Annotated in this window: 18 protein-coding genes; 6 read left to right on the forward strand and 12 right to left on the reverse strand. The window is 69.5% G+C overall.

Going from position 1 to position 15,154, the window contains the following annotated elements; genetic code table 11:
* From MPPM_RS04725 to MPPM_RS04740, 4 genes are read right to left on the reverse strand one after another with little or no spacing between them, the layout of a single operon-like run.
* Nucleotides 1-576, reverse strand: a complete 576-nt coding sequence (locus MPPM_RS04725; protein ID WP_096484062.1) for a DNA-3-methyladenine glycosylase — start codon at nt 574-576, stop codon at nt 1-3.
* A 19-nt stretch (nt 577-595) separates the two neighbouring features.
* A complete protein-coding gene (gene rnhA / locus MPPM_RS04730) occupies nt 596-1,270 on the reverse strand; it encodes a ribonuclease HI (RefSeq protein WP_096484063.1) in 675 nt (224 codons plus the stop codon).
* A gap of 48 nt (nt 1,271-1,318) precedes the next feature.
* A complete protein-coding gene (locus MPPM_RS04735; protein WP_096484064.1) occupies nt 1,319-2,128 on the reverse strand; it encodes a hypothetical protein in 810 nt (269 codons plus the stop codon).
* A complete protein-coding gene (locus MPPM_RS04740; RefSeq protein ID WP_096484065.1) occupies nt 2,125-2,349 on the reverse strand; it encodes a hypothetical protein in 225 nt (74 codons plus the stop codon). The genes MPPM_RS04735 and MPPM_RS04740 overlap by 4 nt, the downstream gene beginning before the upstream one ends.
* A gap of 517 nt (nt 2,350-2,866) precedes the next feature.
* On the opposite strand from MPPM_RS04740, the gene MPPM_RS04745 reads away from it, so the two are divergent.
* Together MPPM_RS04745 and gshB are read left to right on the forward strand one after the other, a co-directional pair.
* On the forward strand, nt 2,867-3,175 hold the full coding sequence (locus MPPM_RS04745; protein ID WP_096484066.1) for a hypothetical protein: 309 nt from the start codon (nt 2,867-2,869) through the stop codon (nt 3,173-3,175).
* A 104-nt stretch (nt 3,176-3,279) separates the two neighbouring features.
* Complete coding sequence (gene gshB / locus MPPM_RS04750; RefSeq protein WP_096484067.1) at nt 3,280-4,236, forward strand: glutathione synthase; 957 nt, start codon at nt 3,280-3,282, stop codon at nt 4,234-4,236.
* A gap of 166 nt (nt 4,237-4,402) precedes the next feature.
* Here the strand turns inward: gshB and MPPM_RS27810 are convergent, their stop codons facing one another.
* Nucleotides 4,403-4,564, reverse strand: coding sequence for a hypothetical protein (locus MPPM_RS27810; RefSeq protein WP_157914110.1), 162 nt, complete (start codon nt 4,562-4,564; stop codon nt 4,403-4,405).
* 165 nt (nt 4,565-4,729) lie between these two features.
* On the opposite strand from MPPM_RS27810, the gene MPPM_RS28380 reads away from it, so the two are divergent.
* Nucleotides 4,730-4,990 carry a hypothetical protein gene (locus MPPM_RS28380; RefSeq protein WP_162296254.1) on the forward strand — a complete coding sequence of 87 codons (261 nt, stop codon included), beginning with the start codon at nt 4,730-4,732 and terminating at the stop codon, nt 4,988-4,990.
* 179 nt (nt 4,991-5,169) lie between these two features.
* On the opposite strand, the gene MPPM_RS04755 is transcribed toward MPPM_RS28380, so the two are convergent.
* From MPPM_RS04755 to MPPM_RS04770, 4 genes are all read right to left on the reverse strand, one after another.
* Nucleotides 5,170-6,747 carry a cation:proton antiporter gene (locus tag MPPM_RS04755; protein WP_096487724.1) on the reverse strand — a complete coding sequence of 526 codons (1,578 nt, stop codon included), beginning with the start codon at nt 6,745-6,747 and terminating at the stop codon, nt 5,170-5,172.
* A 118-nt stretch (nt 6,748-6,865) separates the two neighbouring features.
* Nucleotides 6,866-7,618, reverse strand: a complete 753-nt coding sequence (locus tag MPPM_RS04760; RefSeq protein WP_096484068.1) for an N-acetylmuramoyl-L-alanine amidase — start codon at nt 7,616-7,618, stop codon at nt 6,866-6,868.
* Nucleotides 7,615-8,340, reverse strand: a complete 726-nt coding sequence (locus tag MPPM_RS04765; RefSeq protein ID WP_096484069.1) for a TerB family tellurite resistance protein — start codon at nt 8,338-8,340, stop codon at nt 7,615-7,617. Before MPPM_RS04765 ends, MPPM_RS04760 begins: the two co-directional genes overlap by 4 nt.
* A 202-nt stretch (nt 8,341-8,542) precedes the next feature.
* Complete coding sequence (locus MPPM_RS04770) at nt 8,543-8,812, reverse strand: YMGG-like glycine zipper-containing protein (RefSeq protein ID WP_012252649.1); 270 nt, start codon at nt 8,810-8,812, stop codon at nt 8,543-8,545.
* Between the two features lie 230 nt (nt 8,813-9,042).
* Between MPPM_RS04770 and MPPM_RS04775 the strand changes: the two genes are divergently transcribed.
* The 3 genes from MPPM_RS04775 (at nt 9,043) to dusA (ending at nt 11,443) form a co-directional block, all read left to right on the forward strand.
* Nucleotides 9,043-9,735 carry an urease accessory protein UreE gene (locus MPPM_RS04775; RefSeq protein WP_096484070.1) on the forward strand — a complete coding sequence of 231 codons (693 nt, stop codon included), beginning with the start codon at nt 9,043-9,045 and terminating at the stop codon, nt 9,733-9,735.
* A gap of 145 nt (nt 9,736-9,880) precedes the next feature.
* A complete protein-coding gene (locus MPPM_RS28490; RefSeq protein WP_173807875.1) occupies nt 9,881-10,030 on the forward strand; it encodes a hypothetical protein in 150 nt (49 codons plus the stop codon).
* Nucleotides 10,031-10,420: 390 nt separating this feature from the next.
* Nucleotides 10,421-11,443, forward strand: coding sequence for a tRNA dihydrouridine(20/20a) synthase DusA (gene dusA / locus MPPM_RS04780; protein WP_096484071.1), 1,023 nt, complete (start codon nt 10,421-10,423; stop codon nt 11,441-11,443).
* Nucleotides 11,444-11,503: 60 nt separating this feature from the next.
* Here dusA and MPPM_RS04785 read toward each other — a convergent pair whose 3' ends face one another.
* The 3 genes from MPPM_RS04785 to MPPM_RS04795 form a co-directional block, all read right to left on the reverse strand.
* Entirely contained in the window at nt 11,504-13,630 is a 2,127-nt protein-coding gene (locus MPPM_RS04785) for a putative bifunctional diguanylate cyclase/phosphodiesterase (RefSeq protein WP_096484072.1), read from the reverse strand.
* 329 nt (nt 13,631-13,959) lie between these two features.
* A complete protein-coding gene (locus MPPM_RS04790) occupies nt 13,960-14,412 on the reverse strand; it encodes a response regulator (RefSeq protein ID WP_096484073.1) in 453 nt (150 codons plus the stop codon).
* Between the two features lie 60 nt (nt 14,413-14,472).
* Entirely contained in the window at nt 14,473-14,940 is a 468-nt protein-coding gene (locus tag MPPM_RS04795) for a BLUF domain-containing protein (protein ID WP_017487136.1), read from the reverse strand.
* Nucleotides 14,941-15,154 lie beyond the last annotated feature (214 nt).

Here is a 15,154-nt window from a genome sequence, read left to right on the forward strand (position 1 = left end):
CTACGCCGCCGGACCGGTGCCGGATCGTGCTCTCGGCAGCGGCCGGCTGAGATAGGGCGAGCCGGGCACGAGGAAGCGCCAGGGCGCTTCGACGCCGCGGCTGATGCCGATGCGGGTCGTGGCGGCGACCGCCACCGGTCCCTGCGGCGCCAGCCAGGCGAAGGGTGCCCGGTCGAGCGGAAGGCCGTCATGCGAGAGGTCGATGCCCAGCGCCTGGGCGAGCCGGCCGGGCCCCGCGCAGAGCAGGCGCGGGGCATCGAGTCCGCGCCGGGCGCGCATCGTCGCCAGCCCCATGGTCGGTTCGACCGCGCGCAGCAACACGGCGCTGCCGGTCTCGCAGACGAGGTTGAGGCACCAGTGCAGGCCGTAGGAGCGGTAGACGTAGGCGCGGCCGGGCGGCCCGAACATGCTGGCATTGCGCCGCGTCGGCCCGGCGAAGCTGTGAGAGGCCGGATCGGTTCGGTCGTAGGCCTCGGTCTCGACGATGATGCCGCCGACGCCGTCCACGAGCAGCCCGTGACCGATCAGCGCGGCGGCGACGGTCGCGGCGGGACGATCGAAGAAGGTCGGGTCCATCGCGCCGCACCGGGCCGTGTCAGGACGCCTTCTGCAGCTCGGCGCGGACGCGGGCGACGCCCGGCGGCTTGAGCTCCAGCGCGAGCCGCACGGCGTCCTCGAGATAGGCCTGCGGGCTGATGCCGGCACGGGCCGCGGCCCGCGACACCGCCCGGGCGAGGTCGGTGCTCAGCGCCACCTGCGTCGTCTCCGGCGGCGCGGGTGTCGGGGCAGGCGCAGGCGCGGGGTCAGCGGTCGGCAGAACCGTCTCGCCCGAGGCCTTTCCGCTCAGGGCTTCGCGCCGGCCGAGAGCGGCGAGCCGGTCGGCGCGCTCGTTTCCGGCCTCACCGGCATGGCCGCGCACCCAGGTCCAGCGCACGTCGCGGGCGGCGGCCAGCGTGTCGAGGCGCTGCATCAGGTCGATGTTCTTCACCGGCCCCGTGGCGGTGCGCCAGCCCCGAGCCTTCCAACCGCGCATCCATTCGGTGACGGATTTGACCACGTACTGGCTGTCGCAGCGCATCTCGATCTGCGCTCCTTCAGGGAAATGCTCCAGAGCGCGGATCGCGGCGGTCAGTTCCATGCGGTTGTTGGTGGTGGCGCGCTCGCCGCCATGCAGCTCGACGGTGCCGGCGGGGTCCTGGATCACCACACCCCAGCCGCCGGGACCGGGATTCGGGTCGCAACCGCCATCCGCGTAGACGATGGTTCGCATCGATCCCCTTCACTCCGAACTGATGGGCCTGCCGAATTCGAAGCGAGGCTAATACTTGGCCACGACCGGCTTGGCCACGGCCGGCGCGGCCAGCATCGGCGGCTCGACGAGGCCGCAGCGGGCCGCGGCGTCCGGCGGCAGCAGCGGGTCGAGAAGCGCCCGCCGTCCTTCGAGGAACGCCACCGCCTGCTCCGCCGGAGCGGCCTCGCGGCCGGGCATCTCGACCAGAAAATGCTCAAGGGCGTAGCGGTAGCGGGCGATCCGCAGGGATGTCTCCAGACGTGTCCAGGCGACGAGGCAGCGATTCTCCGCGACGCGCATGGCGGCCTGCCGCACGTCCCATCCGTCGAGACTTTCGGAAAACGGCAAGGCGCGCAGGCGCACCGCGTCGGCCTCGAACACGCGTCCGGCAACGGCCACGAAGGGCGGGATCAGCCGGCCATCGGCGACGGCGTCGTCCGACAACCTGCGGTAGCGGGAATAGGAAGAGCGAAACGCTTCCGAGATCAAATCACCGTGATAGGCGGGAATGTCGTCATGCCGCCAGCGCGGTGGCAGGACACGGGCCCGGGTCAGATTGGCGAGCGCATCCTCAAAGGCGGCCCGGCTGTCGGCGGGCATCAGGAACCGCCAGGCACGGTCGCGCAGCGCCACCTCGTCGTCGTTGAGCGGGAAGACCGAGGCCGGCGCGCCGCGCTCGCGGGCGGCGAGGGTTCCCGTTGTGTCGATCAGCCGGTTCCAGGCGCTGGGCGCCGGGCGGCCGAAATCACCCTCCTGCGCGCAGGCGGCCAGCAGCAGCGGCGCCGCGAGCAGGCCGGCGCGAAACGGGCCGAACGATCGCGAGCCGGCGGATGTCACGAGCGGCGGCGACGCGGAACCGGCGCGGTCTCGGCCTCCGGCATCCGCTCGTAGCGCACCCCGGTGAACAGCAGGATCTGACCGCGCGGCGCATCGTCCGCCTCGCGGCGGAAGCGTCGGGTGGCGTCAGGGATGAAGGGAACGACCGCGGCCGTGGCACCGCGCTCGCGGCGGGCGGGTTCCGCGGTCCGAGCGGACGAGGACGTGGTTGAAGGGGGCATGGGCCTGTCCCGTCGATGCGTGTGGCGGCCGGCTCCCGCCCGTCGCCTTCCCGAACGGGTCGGCGGGGTCGGGCGGGCGCTCCTCGTGAGCGGGACGGGCCCGCCCCGGCCGGGCGATCTAGGGGAAAGCTCAGCACGACGTGGTTAACGGAGTGTTTCAGCGCACGCCGCATTCACGTCTCTCGCCCGTCTCTCCTCCGCCTGAGGGCGGTCTCCTCCGGACCTGTGACGTTACCGGCACGGTCCTTGCGACGCCGGATTCGCCCATGGCGGGCGTTTCCTCCCTTGACTTCGGCCCCGCGCGGATCCCGTTGCGGGGCCTTTCTTTACGGGCCGGTCGGTCCGCATGCCGGAACGAGGGCTTGTGCGTTTCCGTGCGTCTCCGCGCATCCTGTCCACGCGCCGGAAACGGGCATGAGAGACGCGCGGCAGCGGCGGCATGCTGCGCTTGCTAACGAGGGCGGATGCCCGATATGCGGTGCAAACCCACTTTTGATCGAGCGAAGGACAAGGCAGAATGCGTCCGGACTTCTCACGATTTGGCAGCCCGGTGCGCGGCGTGTCCGCGGCTCTGAGACTGGCTCCCCTGGCGCTGCTGGCCCTGGTGGCCGCGAGCCCGGCCCAGGCTCAGCGCGACGATCAGGGGCTGCAACTCGGCTGCGCCAACGATTATTTCCGGCTCTGCGCCGGCGTCGATCCCAACAGCCCCGATGCCGATGCCTGCATGACCCGCAACCGCCCCCGCCTCTCGCCCGAGTGCAAGGCCGCGATCAGCGACTACGATCGCCGCACCGGGAGCGCCTCGCAGCCCCGCGGCCAGCGCTGAGGCAGCGCTGAGGCAGGGGACATTCGAGGATCAGCGGTCGGAACGATGCGGGCTCCCCGGGAGCCCGCTTTTTCGGCGGAACGCGCAGCAATCCGGGGACGAGCATGGCGTTGACCGTCGCGGTCCAGATGGACCCGATCCAGTCGATCCGCATCGCGGGCGACACCACCTTCGGCCTGATGCTGGAGGCACAGGCCCGGGGCCACTCGCTCTACACCTACACGCCGGACCGCCTCTCGATGCAGGGTCGGCTGGTGACGGCCTACGCTCAGCCGGTGACGGTCCAGGATGTCGAGGGCGCGCATGCGAATCTCGGGAGCCCGGAGCGCATCGACCTCGCGCAGGTCGACGTGGTGCTGATGCGCCAGGATCCACCGTTCGACATGGCCTACGTCACGGCCACCCACATGCTGGAGAAGATCGCCGGGCGCACCCTGGTGGTCAACGATCCGGCCGAGGTTCGCAACGCGCCGGAAAAGCTGTTCGTCCTCGATTTCCCCGAATTGATGCCGCCGACCCTGATCTCCCGCGACCGCGCCGAGATCGAGGCGTTCCGCAAGGAGCACGGCACCGTCGCGATGAAGCCGCTGCACGGGCATGGCGGCGCTGCGGTGTTCCGGGTCTCGGAGGAGGATCCGAATTTCGGGTCGATGTTCGACCTGTTCTCCGTCACCTTCCGCGAACAGTGGGTGGTGCAGCGCTTTCTGGAAAAGATCACCGAGGGCGACAAGCGCATCATCCTCGTCGACGGCGAGCCGATGGGCGCGATCAACCGCGTGCCGGCCAAGGGCGACATCCGCTCCAACATGGTCCGCGGCGGTGCGGCCGGCGCCTCGGACCTGACCGAGCGCGAGCGCGAGATCTGCGCGACCATCGGCCCGGAGCTGCGCCGCCGCGGCCTCATCCTCGTCGGCATCGACGTGATCGACGGGCACCTCACCGAGATCAACGTCACCTCGCCCACCGGCATCCGCACCATCAAGCGGCTCGGCGGCCCCGATCTCGCGGTTTCGGTGTGGGATGCGATCGAGGCGCGGCTCGCCGCCCGCGGCGGCCGGTGACCACTCGGCAGAGCTCCGCCCGGTCGAACCGCACCGTAGCGGTGAACCCGCGAGGGGCGTGAGCGAAGCCCAAATCCTCTGGTCCCGAGGGATTGAGCGGATCGGGGACGAGACGTCCCGTGAGGAGGGGCCCCGCCTCGGGCCGGCCGGTCCTCACGACAAGCCGCTATCGAAACACCGGCAGCCCGAAGCCGATCAGGACGAGACCGAGGATCAGAAGGACACCGGCCAGGGATTCGGCGTGCGACGAGCGTGCGCCGAAGTGGTGTGCCTGGGCCGCCAGCCCGACTCCGGTGACAAGGCAGAGCGCGCTCGCGACCATCAGCACGGCCGCTTCCGGAGGAGTCGACCGACGAGGCCGGCATTCACCGCGTCGGATCGCGTCCGCGACGGCGGGCATCGTGCTGACGACGTGAACATGGCTTTCGGCATCGGATCTGGCCCCGGCCCGTGCGCGCGAGCGGGCAACGGGACGACGTGAAGGATCGCGAACATGCCGCCGGACATGGACCGGAGCGTGACACGCGGGGAAGCGATTGGCTCGGCCCGCTTCCGACAGTCGTTCCCCGTCATTGCCGTTCCGAGTTCGCGAGCTTTAACGCGTCTACAGGAAATTCGTCCGGAATTTACAGCTCGGTTCACCAATCATGCACAGTTCTTTATTGCAATTTCTAGTTTCCGGCCGGTGCGCGGCATTGGAAATCAGTCTCATAATTTTGAACCCCAATATGAAAAGAATGACAAGATTATATAAACTTGAAATATCAGCCAAAATTGGAACTTCATTCCGAAATTCTATTGTGAATATTTATTTCATTTTGCTTTAATGGCAAATATAAAGAATCATATATCCGTTTTGTAATCTGCAAAACGTCGATATTGATGCCGCCAAATAATGCCAGCCAAATCTCGTGGTCGGACTGAGCGTGTCGATCACGCCTCACCTCGCGGAGTTGCGTTGAGCTCTGCCCAGTCGAGCTCCTCCTCCAGCACGAAATAGGCGTCGTCGCCGATCCGGCTGTTCCGGCGCAGCGTGAGAAGCCGGTCGCGGGCGGCGCGGATCGCGCGGCGGCGGGGCTCGTCGGTCGGCAATCCCTCGGGCGCGAGACCTTCCTCATGCGCCTCCGCCTGGGCCAGGGCGGCATGGAACTCCCGGCGCAGGGCATCCGTCGCCTCCGAGCGGTCACCGCTGAGGGCCTCGACCGCCGCCCCATAGGCCTCGGCCCGGGCCCGGCCCACCTCGCGACCGACGGGATCGGAATCCTCCAGCCCGAGGCGCGCCAGGATCGGGCGCAGGGTCAAGCCCTGGACCACGAGCGTTCCGATCACCACGCAGAAGGCGGTGAGCACGATCAGGTCGCGGTAGGGGAACCCAGCCCCGCCGGAGCCCCCCTCGGGCAGCGCCAGGGCGGTGGCGATGGTGACGAGGCCGCGCATCCCCGACCACGAGACGGCAAAGCCGGCGCCGAGGCCGAGATCGCGGTCCTGGCGCAGGTCGTCCGGATGCCGCGGGCTGGTACCGAACCCGACGTGGCGGATGGCGGTGGCCGGCAGCACCCAGGCGATGCGAACGAGAATCACGGTCACAACCACGGCCCCGGCGACGGAGGCGTAGGCGAATTCCTGCTCGGGCGTCATCCGCGCCAGGATCGGCCCGATCTGCTCACCGATCAGCACGAAGGCGAGAACGTTGAGCACGAAGATCGCCGTTTCCCAAACCGCGTTCGAGATCACCCGCAGGCGCGGCGACGTCTGGCCGGGGGCGCGGCGGGCCACGGTGATCGCGAAGCTCACTACGGTCAGCACGCCGGACAGTTCCAGCGCCTCGGCAGCGATCCAGAGGCCGAAGGCGGCCGCGAACTGCAGCACGATCACGCTCATCGGCTCCTCGACCCGACGCAGGATCCGGAGATAGACGAGCGCGGCGAGCGGTCCGGCCACGAGGCTGCCGACGACGCCGATCGCGAAGGCCGGCGCCACCTCGGAGACGGAGAAGTGGCCGGTCACGGCTGCGGCCACGCCGAGCCGGTAGATCAGCAGGGAGGCGGCATCGTTCAGGAGGCTCTCGCCGCGCAGGATCGTGGCGAGGCGGTGCGGCAGCGAGACGTGGCCGAGCACCGAGAGCGCGGCCACCGCGTCGGGTGGGGCGACGATCGCGCCGAGGACGATGGCGGCCGCGAGCGGCATGTCCGGGACGAGCCAGAGCACGACCGCCGCGACCGCAGCCGTCGTCGCCGCCACCGCCCCGACGGCGAGCCCGGCAATGGGGCGGGCGTTGCGCACGAGGTCGCGCAGCGAGGTGCTGTAGCCCGCATCCATCAGCACCGGCGCGAGGAACAGGGCGAGCGCCAGCTCCGGATCGAGGCTGAGACTCGGCACGCCGGGGATGAAGGCGAGAGCGACACCGCCCAGCGCCAGGAAGGCTGGGTAAGGCGCGCGCAGACGCCGCGCCAAGCCGGCGAGCAGAACCGCGCCGACAAGGACGCCGACGATCCAGTGGAACACGAACATGAAGATTTGCGGGATCCGATGCCCGGCCGTGCCGAAGACTGTGGCGACCAAACGCCGGGCGGCCGAAAATCTTTCCGAATTTCCCGGCGGTCCGCGGTCGGGCGGCGGTCAGATCAGATCAAATCGGTTGCGCGGCGATCAGGTCGCGCAGGGTCGTGATGGTAGAGGCGTCCGCGACGCCATCGACGCGGACCGGACGGAAATGACGCTGGAAGGCGGCCACCACGGCGTGCATCGCCTCGTCGAAATGCCCGGTGACCGGCTGCGCGTAGCCGTAGAGGGCGAGCATCGCCTGCAGCGCCTCGACGGGCTGGCCGGTATCGCCCATGGCGAGGAAACGCCCGTCGCGAATGGGAGCAGGCGTCACCCAGTGCCCGACGCCGTCGCGCGCCAGCCGCTCCCAGGGAAAGGTCTCGCCCGGATCCTCCTTGCGGGCCGGTGCCACGTCGGAATGGGCGAGAACGCGGGGTGCGGGGATCGCGCGCCGGACCACGATGTCGCGGGCGAGCCGGATCACCGCCGCGATCTGCGCCTCCGGATAGGGCGGAAGGCCGCCGGCATGGCCGGGATGGGCGATCTCGATGCCGATCGAGCGCGAGTTGATGTCGCGCCCGCCGGCCCAGGCTCCGGCTCCCGCGTGCCAGGCCCGGTCGGCCTCGGCCACCATCTGCACGATGCGCCCGTCCTCGAACACGAAGTAATGGGCCGAGACTTCCGCCGCCGGGTCGCACAGGCGCTCCAGCGCCCCCTGCGCCGTCGGCATGCCGGTGTAGTGCAGGATCAGCATGTCGAGGGCGTCGCCGACGCGCGCGCCGCGATTGGGCGAGGCGACCACCGCCTGTACGAGCGCGCTGTCGGCGGAGAAGCTCACGCCAATCCCCGCTCGGCCGCGATCCGGTCCCAGGCGGCGTTGATGGCGGCGAGCCGGTGGGTGGCGATCGCCACCGCCTCCGGCGGCAGGCCGCGGGCCAGCGCCCGGTCGGGATGGTTCTCGGCCACCAGCCGCCGATACTGCGCCTTGAGCGAGGCGGGGTCGGCGGACCGTTCGAGGCCGAGCACGAGGTAGGGGTCGTCGGCCAGCCGCACATGCCGCGCGGCGATCCGGCGGAAGGCCGCCTCGTCGAGGCCGAAGATGCCGGCGACGGAGCGTAGGTAGCGCTCCTCACCCTCGTGGATCGCCCCGTCGGCAGTGGCGATGTGGAACAGGCCGTCGAGCACGTCCTCCAGCAGGGCGGGCTCCTCGCCGAAAGTCGAGGCGAGCTGCCCGGCATAGGCTTCGAAGCCGTCGGTCGTCGCCTTGGCGAGATCGAACAGGCGCTGGACGCCCGCACGTGCCTCGGGCTCGACCTGCACCACGCGGCCGAACGCCTGAATCTCGGAATCGGTCACCACGCCGTCGGATTTCGCCATCTTGGCCGCGAGCGCCACGAGCCCGGTCGTGAACACCACGTCCCGGGGTGTCGGCCCGAAGGGAGCGCCCTCGCGATCGATGAGAAAATGGCCGGCGACGCTTCCCACCAGCGCCCCGATCGGCCCGCCGACCAGCACGCCGATCCCGGCTCCGCCGATCTTGCCCCACAGCCCGGTGCTCATTGGGTGCGACCGGCAGGACGAAGACGGGAGCGCGAGGCGTTCGGGACGGGCAAGGACGGTTCCGAGGTCATGCGGCGAGGGTGTTCGTGACGGCTAAACGCGGCAAACCGTAGCGCAGCGCAAGCCCCGTGCTTTAATCGACCGCAAAAGGAAAGGGCCGGAGCTCTCCGCCCCGGCCCTCCCCGCAACGCGTGCGTCGCGATCAGCGGCAGTAGACGTTGCCGTACTCGTCGCGGAACGTGCCGTAGGGGCAGCGCGGCGCCGTGGCGGCACCGGCGATGGCCCCACCCGCGCCGCCGATCGCGGCACCGGCGAGCGCGCCGCCGGCGCGGCCCGTGGCGAGGCCGCCGACCGCGGCGCCGAGGCCCGCGCCGAGAGCAGCACCGCCCAGCGCCCGATCCTGAGGCGTGTTGCAGGCACCGAGCGAGAGCGCGAGGCTGCCCGCGAGGGCGGCGGCAATGAGTCTCTTCATCGTGGTCCGAACTCCCTTGTGCATCGGCGATCGGGCCTTCTGCCGGCGCGGGGCACCGTTTGGCCTTGGTTTGTCACCGGCTGCCATCGACGGCACATGAAACGGCCAAGATTGGGGCAGGTTGCATCGGCGCATGACATTTCGCCCTGCGCCTGCCATCTGAGATCGCGTCTGTTGCAAAATCGCCCGGATCCGGCCTGTTGCCGACGGGCTCACGACCGAGGATCACCATGCCCAAAGCCAGCCTGATCGTCCGCAAGGCCGCCGTCCGGCCCGATCTCGTCGTCGATACGGTGACCCTCGACCACGCCGCCCGGAACCGGGCGCACGCGCACCTGACCACGGCGGGCGGATTGTCCGTCGACCTCGCCCTGGACCGCGCCGCGGGCCTGGAAGACGGCGACGCGTTGAAGCTCGAGGATGGGCGCCTCGTGGGCGTGCGCGCCGCCGAGGAAGCGCTGCTGGAAGTCCGCGCCGGCAATCCGGCCCGTCTGCTGCGCCTCGCCTGGCAACTCGGCGGCGAGCACGTTCCCGCCGAGGTTGGCGCGGAGGTTCTCTACGTACCGGCCCGCGCCGCCGAACTGGTCCGCGGCGCCGGCTGTGCGGCGAGTCCGGTGAACCGCCCGTTCAAGCCGGAGAAGGCGGCCCACGACCACAGCCAGTGCGGCCATGACCACCATCACCACGACGATCACGAAGCCCACGCGCATCACGATCACGGGCACGGGCCCGTCCACAGTCATGATCATGGGCATGGTCACGACCACGCTCACGGAAGCTGCGGTCACGATCATAGCCACGAGCATGACCACGGCCACAAGCATGCCCATGAGCACAACCATGAGCACAACCATGAGCACGGCCACGGTCACGACCATGAGCATGGGCATGGGCATGGGCATGGGCACGCCCACAAGCACTGAGCCTCCCCGGCTCCGCCGAGGACCGGCGAAGCTCAAGGATCGGTGAGGCTGTGGAAGCGGCGCGGCTCGAGTCGCGCCGCGCCAATGTGGAACATGCCGCGCTGCGGGATCGTTGATCGGGCGAGTCCATCCGGGGGGACCAGCCGTGACGGCGATCAGTGTCTTCCAGAACGAGGACGGCCTTTGGGCCGTCACCGCGCAAGGTCTCGTCGTCACCGACCTGACCAAGGAGAGCGCGGAAGCCTTCGCGGCGGCCTACCTTCGACTTCACGAGGCGCCGCCCTCGGCGGCGTAGCCACGCCCCGCTGCGCGCCCGATCTCGAAGTGGGATGGGCCGGATCGCTCTCATGCCCGATCCGGCCGCTTCCCGCAGGTCAACGGAACTTGCGGTGTTCGGGGATCGGCGTGTCAGCGACCGGACGCGCGCCCTCAAAACCGTCGCGGCGCCTTGGCTCTCGCCGCATCCTCTTCCGAGCCTCGGCGAGGCGTGATATCGGGACGCTCATCGCGCACAATGTCCCGACAGACGGCTTCCGGCTCGCAGCGCGTCGGAACCCGGCTCCGTCGGCGTTTTGGCATTCGGTCGCCGGCGTCTCGGGTCGGGATGTGCGTCCGATCAAGCCGCCTCGCCTCGGTCCTGCTGGATGGTCCGGCGCGAACCCGCATCGCAACGAACGGGGCACACGTGTCGACGCCGGCCGAAGAACTGGACGCTCTCAGCGGGTGGCGCCTGAGCGTCGCACCGATGATGGATTGGACCGACCGGCAGTGCCGCGCGTTCCACCGCACCCTTTCGCGCCGGACCCGCCTCTACACCGAGATGGTGACGACCGGCGCCGTCCTGCACGGCGACCGCGACCGGCTGCTCGGCTTCGATGCCCGCGAACATCCGGTCGCGGTTCAGCTCGGAGGGTCCGATCCGGACGACCTCGCGGCGGCGGCGCGGATCGCGGCCGATTTCGGGTACGCCGAGATCAACCTCAATGTCGGCTGCCCCTCCGACCGGGTGCAGGAGGGACGTTTCGGTGCCTGCCTGATGCGCGAACCGGATCTCGTGGGCGCGTGCGTGGCGGCCATGAAGGCGGCGGTGTCCGTGCCCGTCACCGTGAAATGTCGTCTGGGCGTCGATGATCAGGACACCGAGGAAGCGCTCGACGCCTTGGCCGCGGTCGTCGTCGCGGCGGGGGTCGACGGGCTCATTGTGCATGCCCGCAAGGCGTGGCTGAAGGGTCTCTCGCCCCGCGAGAACCGGGACGTACCGCCCCTCGATTACGGCCGTGTCGCCCGGCTGAAGCGCGCCCGTCCCGAACTGCCGATCGCGATCAACGGCGGGATCGGCGACATCGCCGCCGCCAAGGCCAGGCTCGCCGAGGTCGACGGGGCGATGATCGGCCGGGCTGCCTATACCGAGCCGGCGCTGCTGCTCGATGTCGATCCCGAGCTGTTCGGCGAGCCGGCTCCCGTCGCCGATGCCTTCGCGGCGGTCGAGGCGTTCGAGCCGGTCATCGCCGAGGGACTCGAACGGGGCCTTCGGCTCCATGCCTTTACCCGCCACATGCTCGGCCTGTTCAACGGGCGCCCCGGAGCGCGGGCCTACCGCCGGCACCTGGCCACCGCCGGCATGGCCGCGGAGGCCGGTCTCGGCACGCTGCGCGAGGCGGCGGCGAAGGTATCGCGCGAGCGACCGCCGGCCACCGTGGCGGCGTGAGATCGGTCTTGCCGAAGCCCGTCTTCGCGGGGGAGCGTCGGCCGATCCTTCGGTGGTGCCTCAGGCAGCGCGGCGCTCGCGCCCGTTCCACTGGTCGAGCAGGGCCGGAAGTGCGCTCGCCGGCACCGGCGGGCTGAACAGGTAACCCTGCACCTCGTCGCATCCCTCCTCGCGCAGCCAAGCGAGCTGCTCCGGCGTCTCGACGCCTTCCGCGGTCGTCGTCATGCCGAGGCTGGAGGCGAGGCTGACCACCGCCCGCGCGATGAAGCCCGAGCCCTGCTCCACCGTCAGGTCGCGGGTGAAGGACTGATCGACCTTCATCTTGTCGAAGGGGAAGCTGCGCAGGTAGCTCAGGCTGGAATAGCCGGTGCCGAAATCGTCCATGGCGATGCGGGTGCCGAGGTTGCGCAGCCCGTGCAGGATCGCCACGGTGGCGCTTCCGTTGACGAGCAGCACGCTCTCGGTGATCTCCAGTTCGAGGCGGCGGGCGGGCAGGCCGCTCTCGGCCAGGGCCGCCTTCACCGTTCCGATGAGCGCGCTCGACGTGAACTGCGCCGCCGAGACGTTCACCGCGACCTTGAGGCCCTCGGGCCAGCCGACGGCCTCGCGGCAGGCGCGCCGCAGCACCCATTCGCCCAGCGGCACGATGAGGCCGATCTCCTCGGCGAGCGGCACGAACTCGGCGGGCGAGACCCGCCCGCGGGTCGGATGGGTCCAGCGCAGCAGCGCCTCGAAGCCGCAGATGCGCTCCTGCGCGAGGTCGTAGATCGGCTGGTAGTGCAGGTCGAACGCCTCCGCCTCGAAGGCGGCGCGCAGGTCGAGTTCCAGGGAGCGCCGGGCCTGAAGCCGGACATCCATCTCCGCCTCGAAGAACCGGAACACGCCGCGCCCGTCGCCCTTGGCGCGGTAGAGGGCGACATCGGCGCATTGCATCAAGCGCTCGGCCTCCAGCCCGTCTCCGGGCGCGAGCGCGATGCCGATGCTGACGCCGACGATGACGGAATGGTGGGTGAGCGCGTAGGGTGCGCTCACCACGTCGAGGATGCGCTGGGCCAGGGTCGCGGCATCCGCCGGCTCCCCGACCGCGGTCTGGATGATCGCGAACTCGTCGCCGCCGAGGCGGGCGACGGTATCGACCTCGCGCAGGCAGGCCCGGAGGCGGTGAGCCACCGCCCGCAGCAACTCGTCGCCCACCGCGTGGCCGAGGGTGTCGTTGACCTGCTTGAAGTTGTCGAGGTCGAGGCAGAGCACGGCGAAGCCGGTGTCGCGCCGGGCCTGCATGATCGCCCCGTCGATCCGCTCGCGCAGCAGGACGCGGTTGGGAAGGTCGGTCACCGCATCGTGCCGGGCCATGTGGGCGATGCGGGCCTCGGCGTTCCAGCGCTCGGTCGCCTCCTCGTAGATCGCCACGAACCCGCCCCCGTCGATCGGGCGGATCTCGACGGCGACGACACGGCCGTCGGCGAGATGCTGGATCTGGGCCGGCACCGCGTCGGACCGGATCAGCGCTCCGATCTCGGCGAGCTGTCCGGACTCATTCCGATCCGACAGGTTTCCGGAGAGGACGTTCCTGCGCAACACCTCTGACGCCGGCATGCCGGGTGTCACCGCGCCCGGAGGCAGTTGATAGATCTCGTGATAGCGACGGTTGACCACGAGCAGGCGGTGATCGCGGTCGTAGAGCAGGAAGCCCAGGGACAGGGTGTCGAGCGCCGCGTTCAGCCGGGCGATGCGATCGCTCAACTCCTCCTCGCGGCGCTCCAAGACGGCGCGGCTGGCCGCCTCTGTTCTGTCGGCAGCGTCGCGGTCGGCCCGCAACGCGCCCGCCTTGGCGAGGAGGGCGTCGAGTTCCGCGAAGCCCGTCCTCGCGGCGGGCAGCACCGGGTCCGCGGCGGTGCGCCCGAGCGCTTCCTCAGCCAGGCGCATCGCCCCGGCCAGGCGTCGGAAGAGCCGGAGCACGATGAGGAGCACGAGGGCGAGCGCCGTGGCTCCGACGCCCGCAACGAGCAGGGCGCGCGAGGCCGGATCGGCGGTGAGCGAGGCCACGAGCGTGCCGACGACCGACCCGATCACGATCAGGCCCAGCCACAGGCCGGTCCGCAGAACCGTTGCGCGGATCGTCGCCCGGCCGCTTCGCACGACCGGCTGCCGGTGAGCGATCCCTGGATGTATGGCCTGCGCCTGCATCGGTAACCCGGCCTTCTTCTCCGTTCCCGGCAGGAATGACCGGCTTCGGTTAAGAGGGCCTCACGGTAGACCGATCACAGATCGTTTTTCACCAAGTCTGCGGGGAGTTGACGCATCGGCCGGGTCCTTCGGTCGGGTGCGCGAGGCGTCGCGGACCGGATCCGGCCGGAGCGGCGGATTCGGGCTTTGCTCAAGTGCCGCGTGCGCACAGGCCGATGTGCGACGACACGGTCGGACGTCACCGGGCCGACACCGTCGTTTCGCGGTGGCGGACGCGTTTTACCCGCGACGATCGTGCCGATCAGAACTTGCGGATCACAACTTGCGGGTCAGAACTTGCCGAGCAGCGGGAATTCCTGGCTCAGCGTCGACTCGGACGGCAGCGGCGCCTCGCGGCGGCGCGGCTTGCGGTTGAGCACCTGTTTCAGCTTCGTCTTCAGGAGGTTGATGTCGAGCGGCTTGAGGATGAACGCATCAGCCCCCGCGACGTGAGCGTGGTTGATGTCCTCGAAATCGAACGAGGTCTCGGTGAGGATGAAGGGCGTGTTCATCAGGTTGTCGTCCGCCCGGATCTCCCGCAGGAGCTGAAGCCCGTCCATCGGCTCCATGGCGAGATCGGAGATCACCAGGGCGTAGCGGCGCTCCCGCATGCGCTTGAGGGCCTCGGGGCCATCGGACACACCCTCGACGTCGGGGAAGCCGAGGCGGGACATCAACTCGATGATCAGCCGCAGCAGCTTGGGCTGGTCATCGACGATGAGGATGGGAAGCGTGTCGCTCATGGCGTCCGAGATCGTGTCTCAACAGGAACTCTGAAGGGCGGGCTCAGACGGCCCGCCCGCTCAAACGAACAGATGGTCGATGCCCTGCTTGGCCATCGATTCGGCTTGGAGGGTCACGGCCAGCCCATGGATGGCGCTGCCCTTCGGCGTCCCCCGCTGCAGCATCGGCAGAAGGCCGGATTTGGCGAAGTGCGGCTCGTTGGCGGCCGTCCGGCTCACCGTGGTGAACGAACTCACGAACTCGCGCTTGGCGATCTCTCGCCACTCGACGATCTGAACGTCGCGGTGCCGCGAATCGGCGGCGATCCGCTGGAACGTTTCGTTGACCGATTGCCGCTCGCCCTCGACGACCTGGATCGCGAAATTCTGGTCGATGATCAGGAAGCTCGTGATCACCGCGAATTCGTTCTTCTTCTGAGCCTGACGCGTGATGTCGCCGATCTGCTTCGCGCGCAGGGCCGGCTCGTTCGAGATGGTCAGGCGCGAGAAGTAGATCAGGTGGACGAGGCTCGTCCTCTTGTTCTTCATGGATGCCGTCCGACGCGAAAGCTCGGCATCCACCCTAGCGGCCGTAGCGATAACGGGTCGTAAACACGGCCGCGCCCGGCAGAATCTGCCGCACGGCCGCGCCGGATGATCCAAATCTGCCGAGACGACGCGGAGTCACCTCAACAATCTCAGCGACTTAGTCCTGGCATGGCGATTGCGCTCACGTGTCCACCGCCTCGTGCGGCCTTGTGGA

Origin of the sequence: Methylorubrum populi (genome assembly GCF_002355515.1) — a bacterium.
Taxonomy (GTDB): domain Bacteria; phylum Pseudomonadota; class Alphaproteobacteria; order Rhizobiales; family Beijerinckiaceae; genus Methylobacterium; species Methylobacterium populi_A.

Excerpts from the sequence above, each read along its gene's own strand:
- MPPM_RS04725 (WP_096484062.1), bottom strand. The coding sequence starts at position 576 with ATGGACCCGACCTTCTTCGATCGTCCCGCCGCGACCGTCGCCGCCGCG.
- rnhA (WP_096484063.1), bottom strand. The coding sequence starts at position 1,270 with ATGCGAACCATCGTCTACGCGGATGGCGGTTGCGACCCGAATCCCGGT.
- MPPM_RS04740 (WP_096484065.1), bottom strand. The coding sequence starts at position 2,349 with ATGCCCCCTTCAACCACGTCCTCGTCCGCTCGGACCGCGGAACCCGCC.
- MPPM_RS04745 (WP_096484066.1), top strand. The coding sequence starts at position 2,867 with ATGCGTCCGGACTTCTCACGATTTGGCAGCCCGGTGCGCGGCGTGTCC.
- gshB (WP_096484067.1), top strand. The coding sequence starts at position 3,280 with ATGGCGTTGACCGTCGCGGTCCAGATGGACCCGATCCAGTCGATCCGC.
- MPPM_RS28380 (WP_162296254.1), top strand. The coding sequence starts at position 4,730 with ATGCCGCCGGACATGGACCGGAGCGTGACACGCGGGGAAGCGATTGGC.
- MPPM_RS04755 (WP_096487724.1), bottom strand. The coding sequence starts at position 6,747 with ATGTTCGTGTTCCACTGGATCGTCGGCGTCCTTGTCGGCGCGGTTCTG.
- MPPM_RS04765 (WP_096484069.1), bottom strand. The coding sequence starts at position 8,340 with ATGAGCACCGGGCTGTGGGGCAAGATCGGCGGAGCCGGGATCGGCGTG.
- MPPM_RS04770 (WP_012252649.1), bottom strand. The coding sequence starts at position 8,812 with ATGAAGAGACTCATTGCCGCCGCCCTCGCGGGCAGCCTCGCGCTCTCG.
- MPPM_RS04775 (WP_096484070.1), top strand. The coding sequence starts at position 9,043 with ATGCCCAAAGCCAGCCTGATCGTCCGCAAGGCCGCCGTCCGGCCCGAT.
- MPPM_RS04785 (WP_096484072.1), bottom strand. The coding sequence starts at position 13,630 with ATGCAGGCGCAGGCCATACATCCAGGGATCGCTCACCGGCAGCCGGTC.
- MPPM_RS04790 (WP_096484073.1), bottom strand. The coding sequence starts at position 14,412 with ATGAGCGACACGCTTCCCATCCTCATCGTCGATGACCAGCCCAAGCTG.
- MPPM_RS04795 (WP_017487136.1), bottom strand. The coding sequence starts at position 14,940 with ATGAAGAACAAGAGGACGAGCCTCGTCCACCTGATCTACTTCTCGCGC.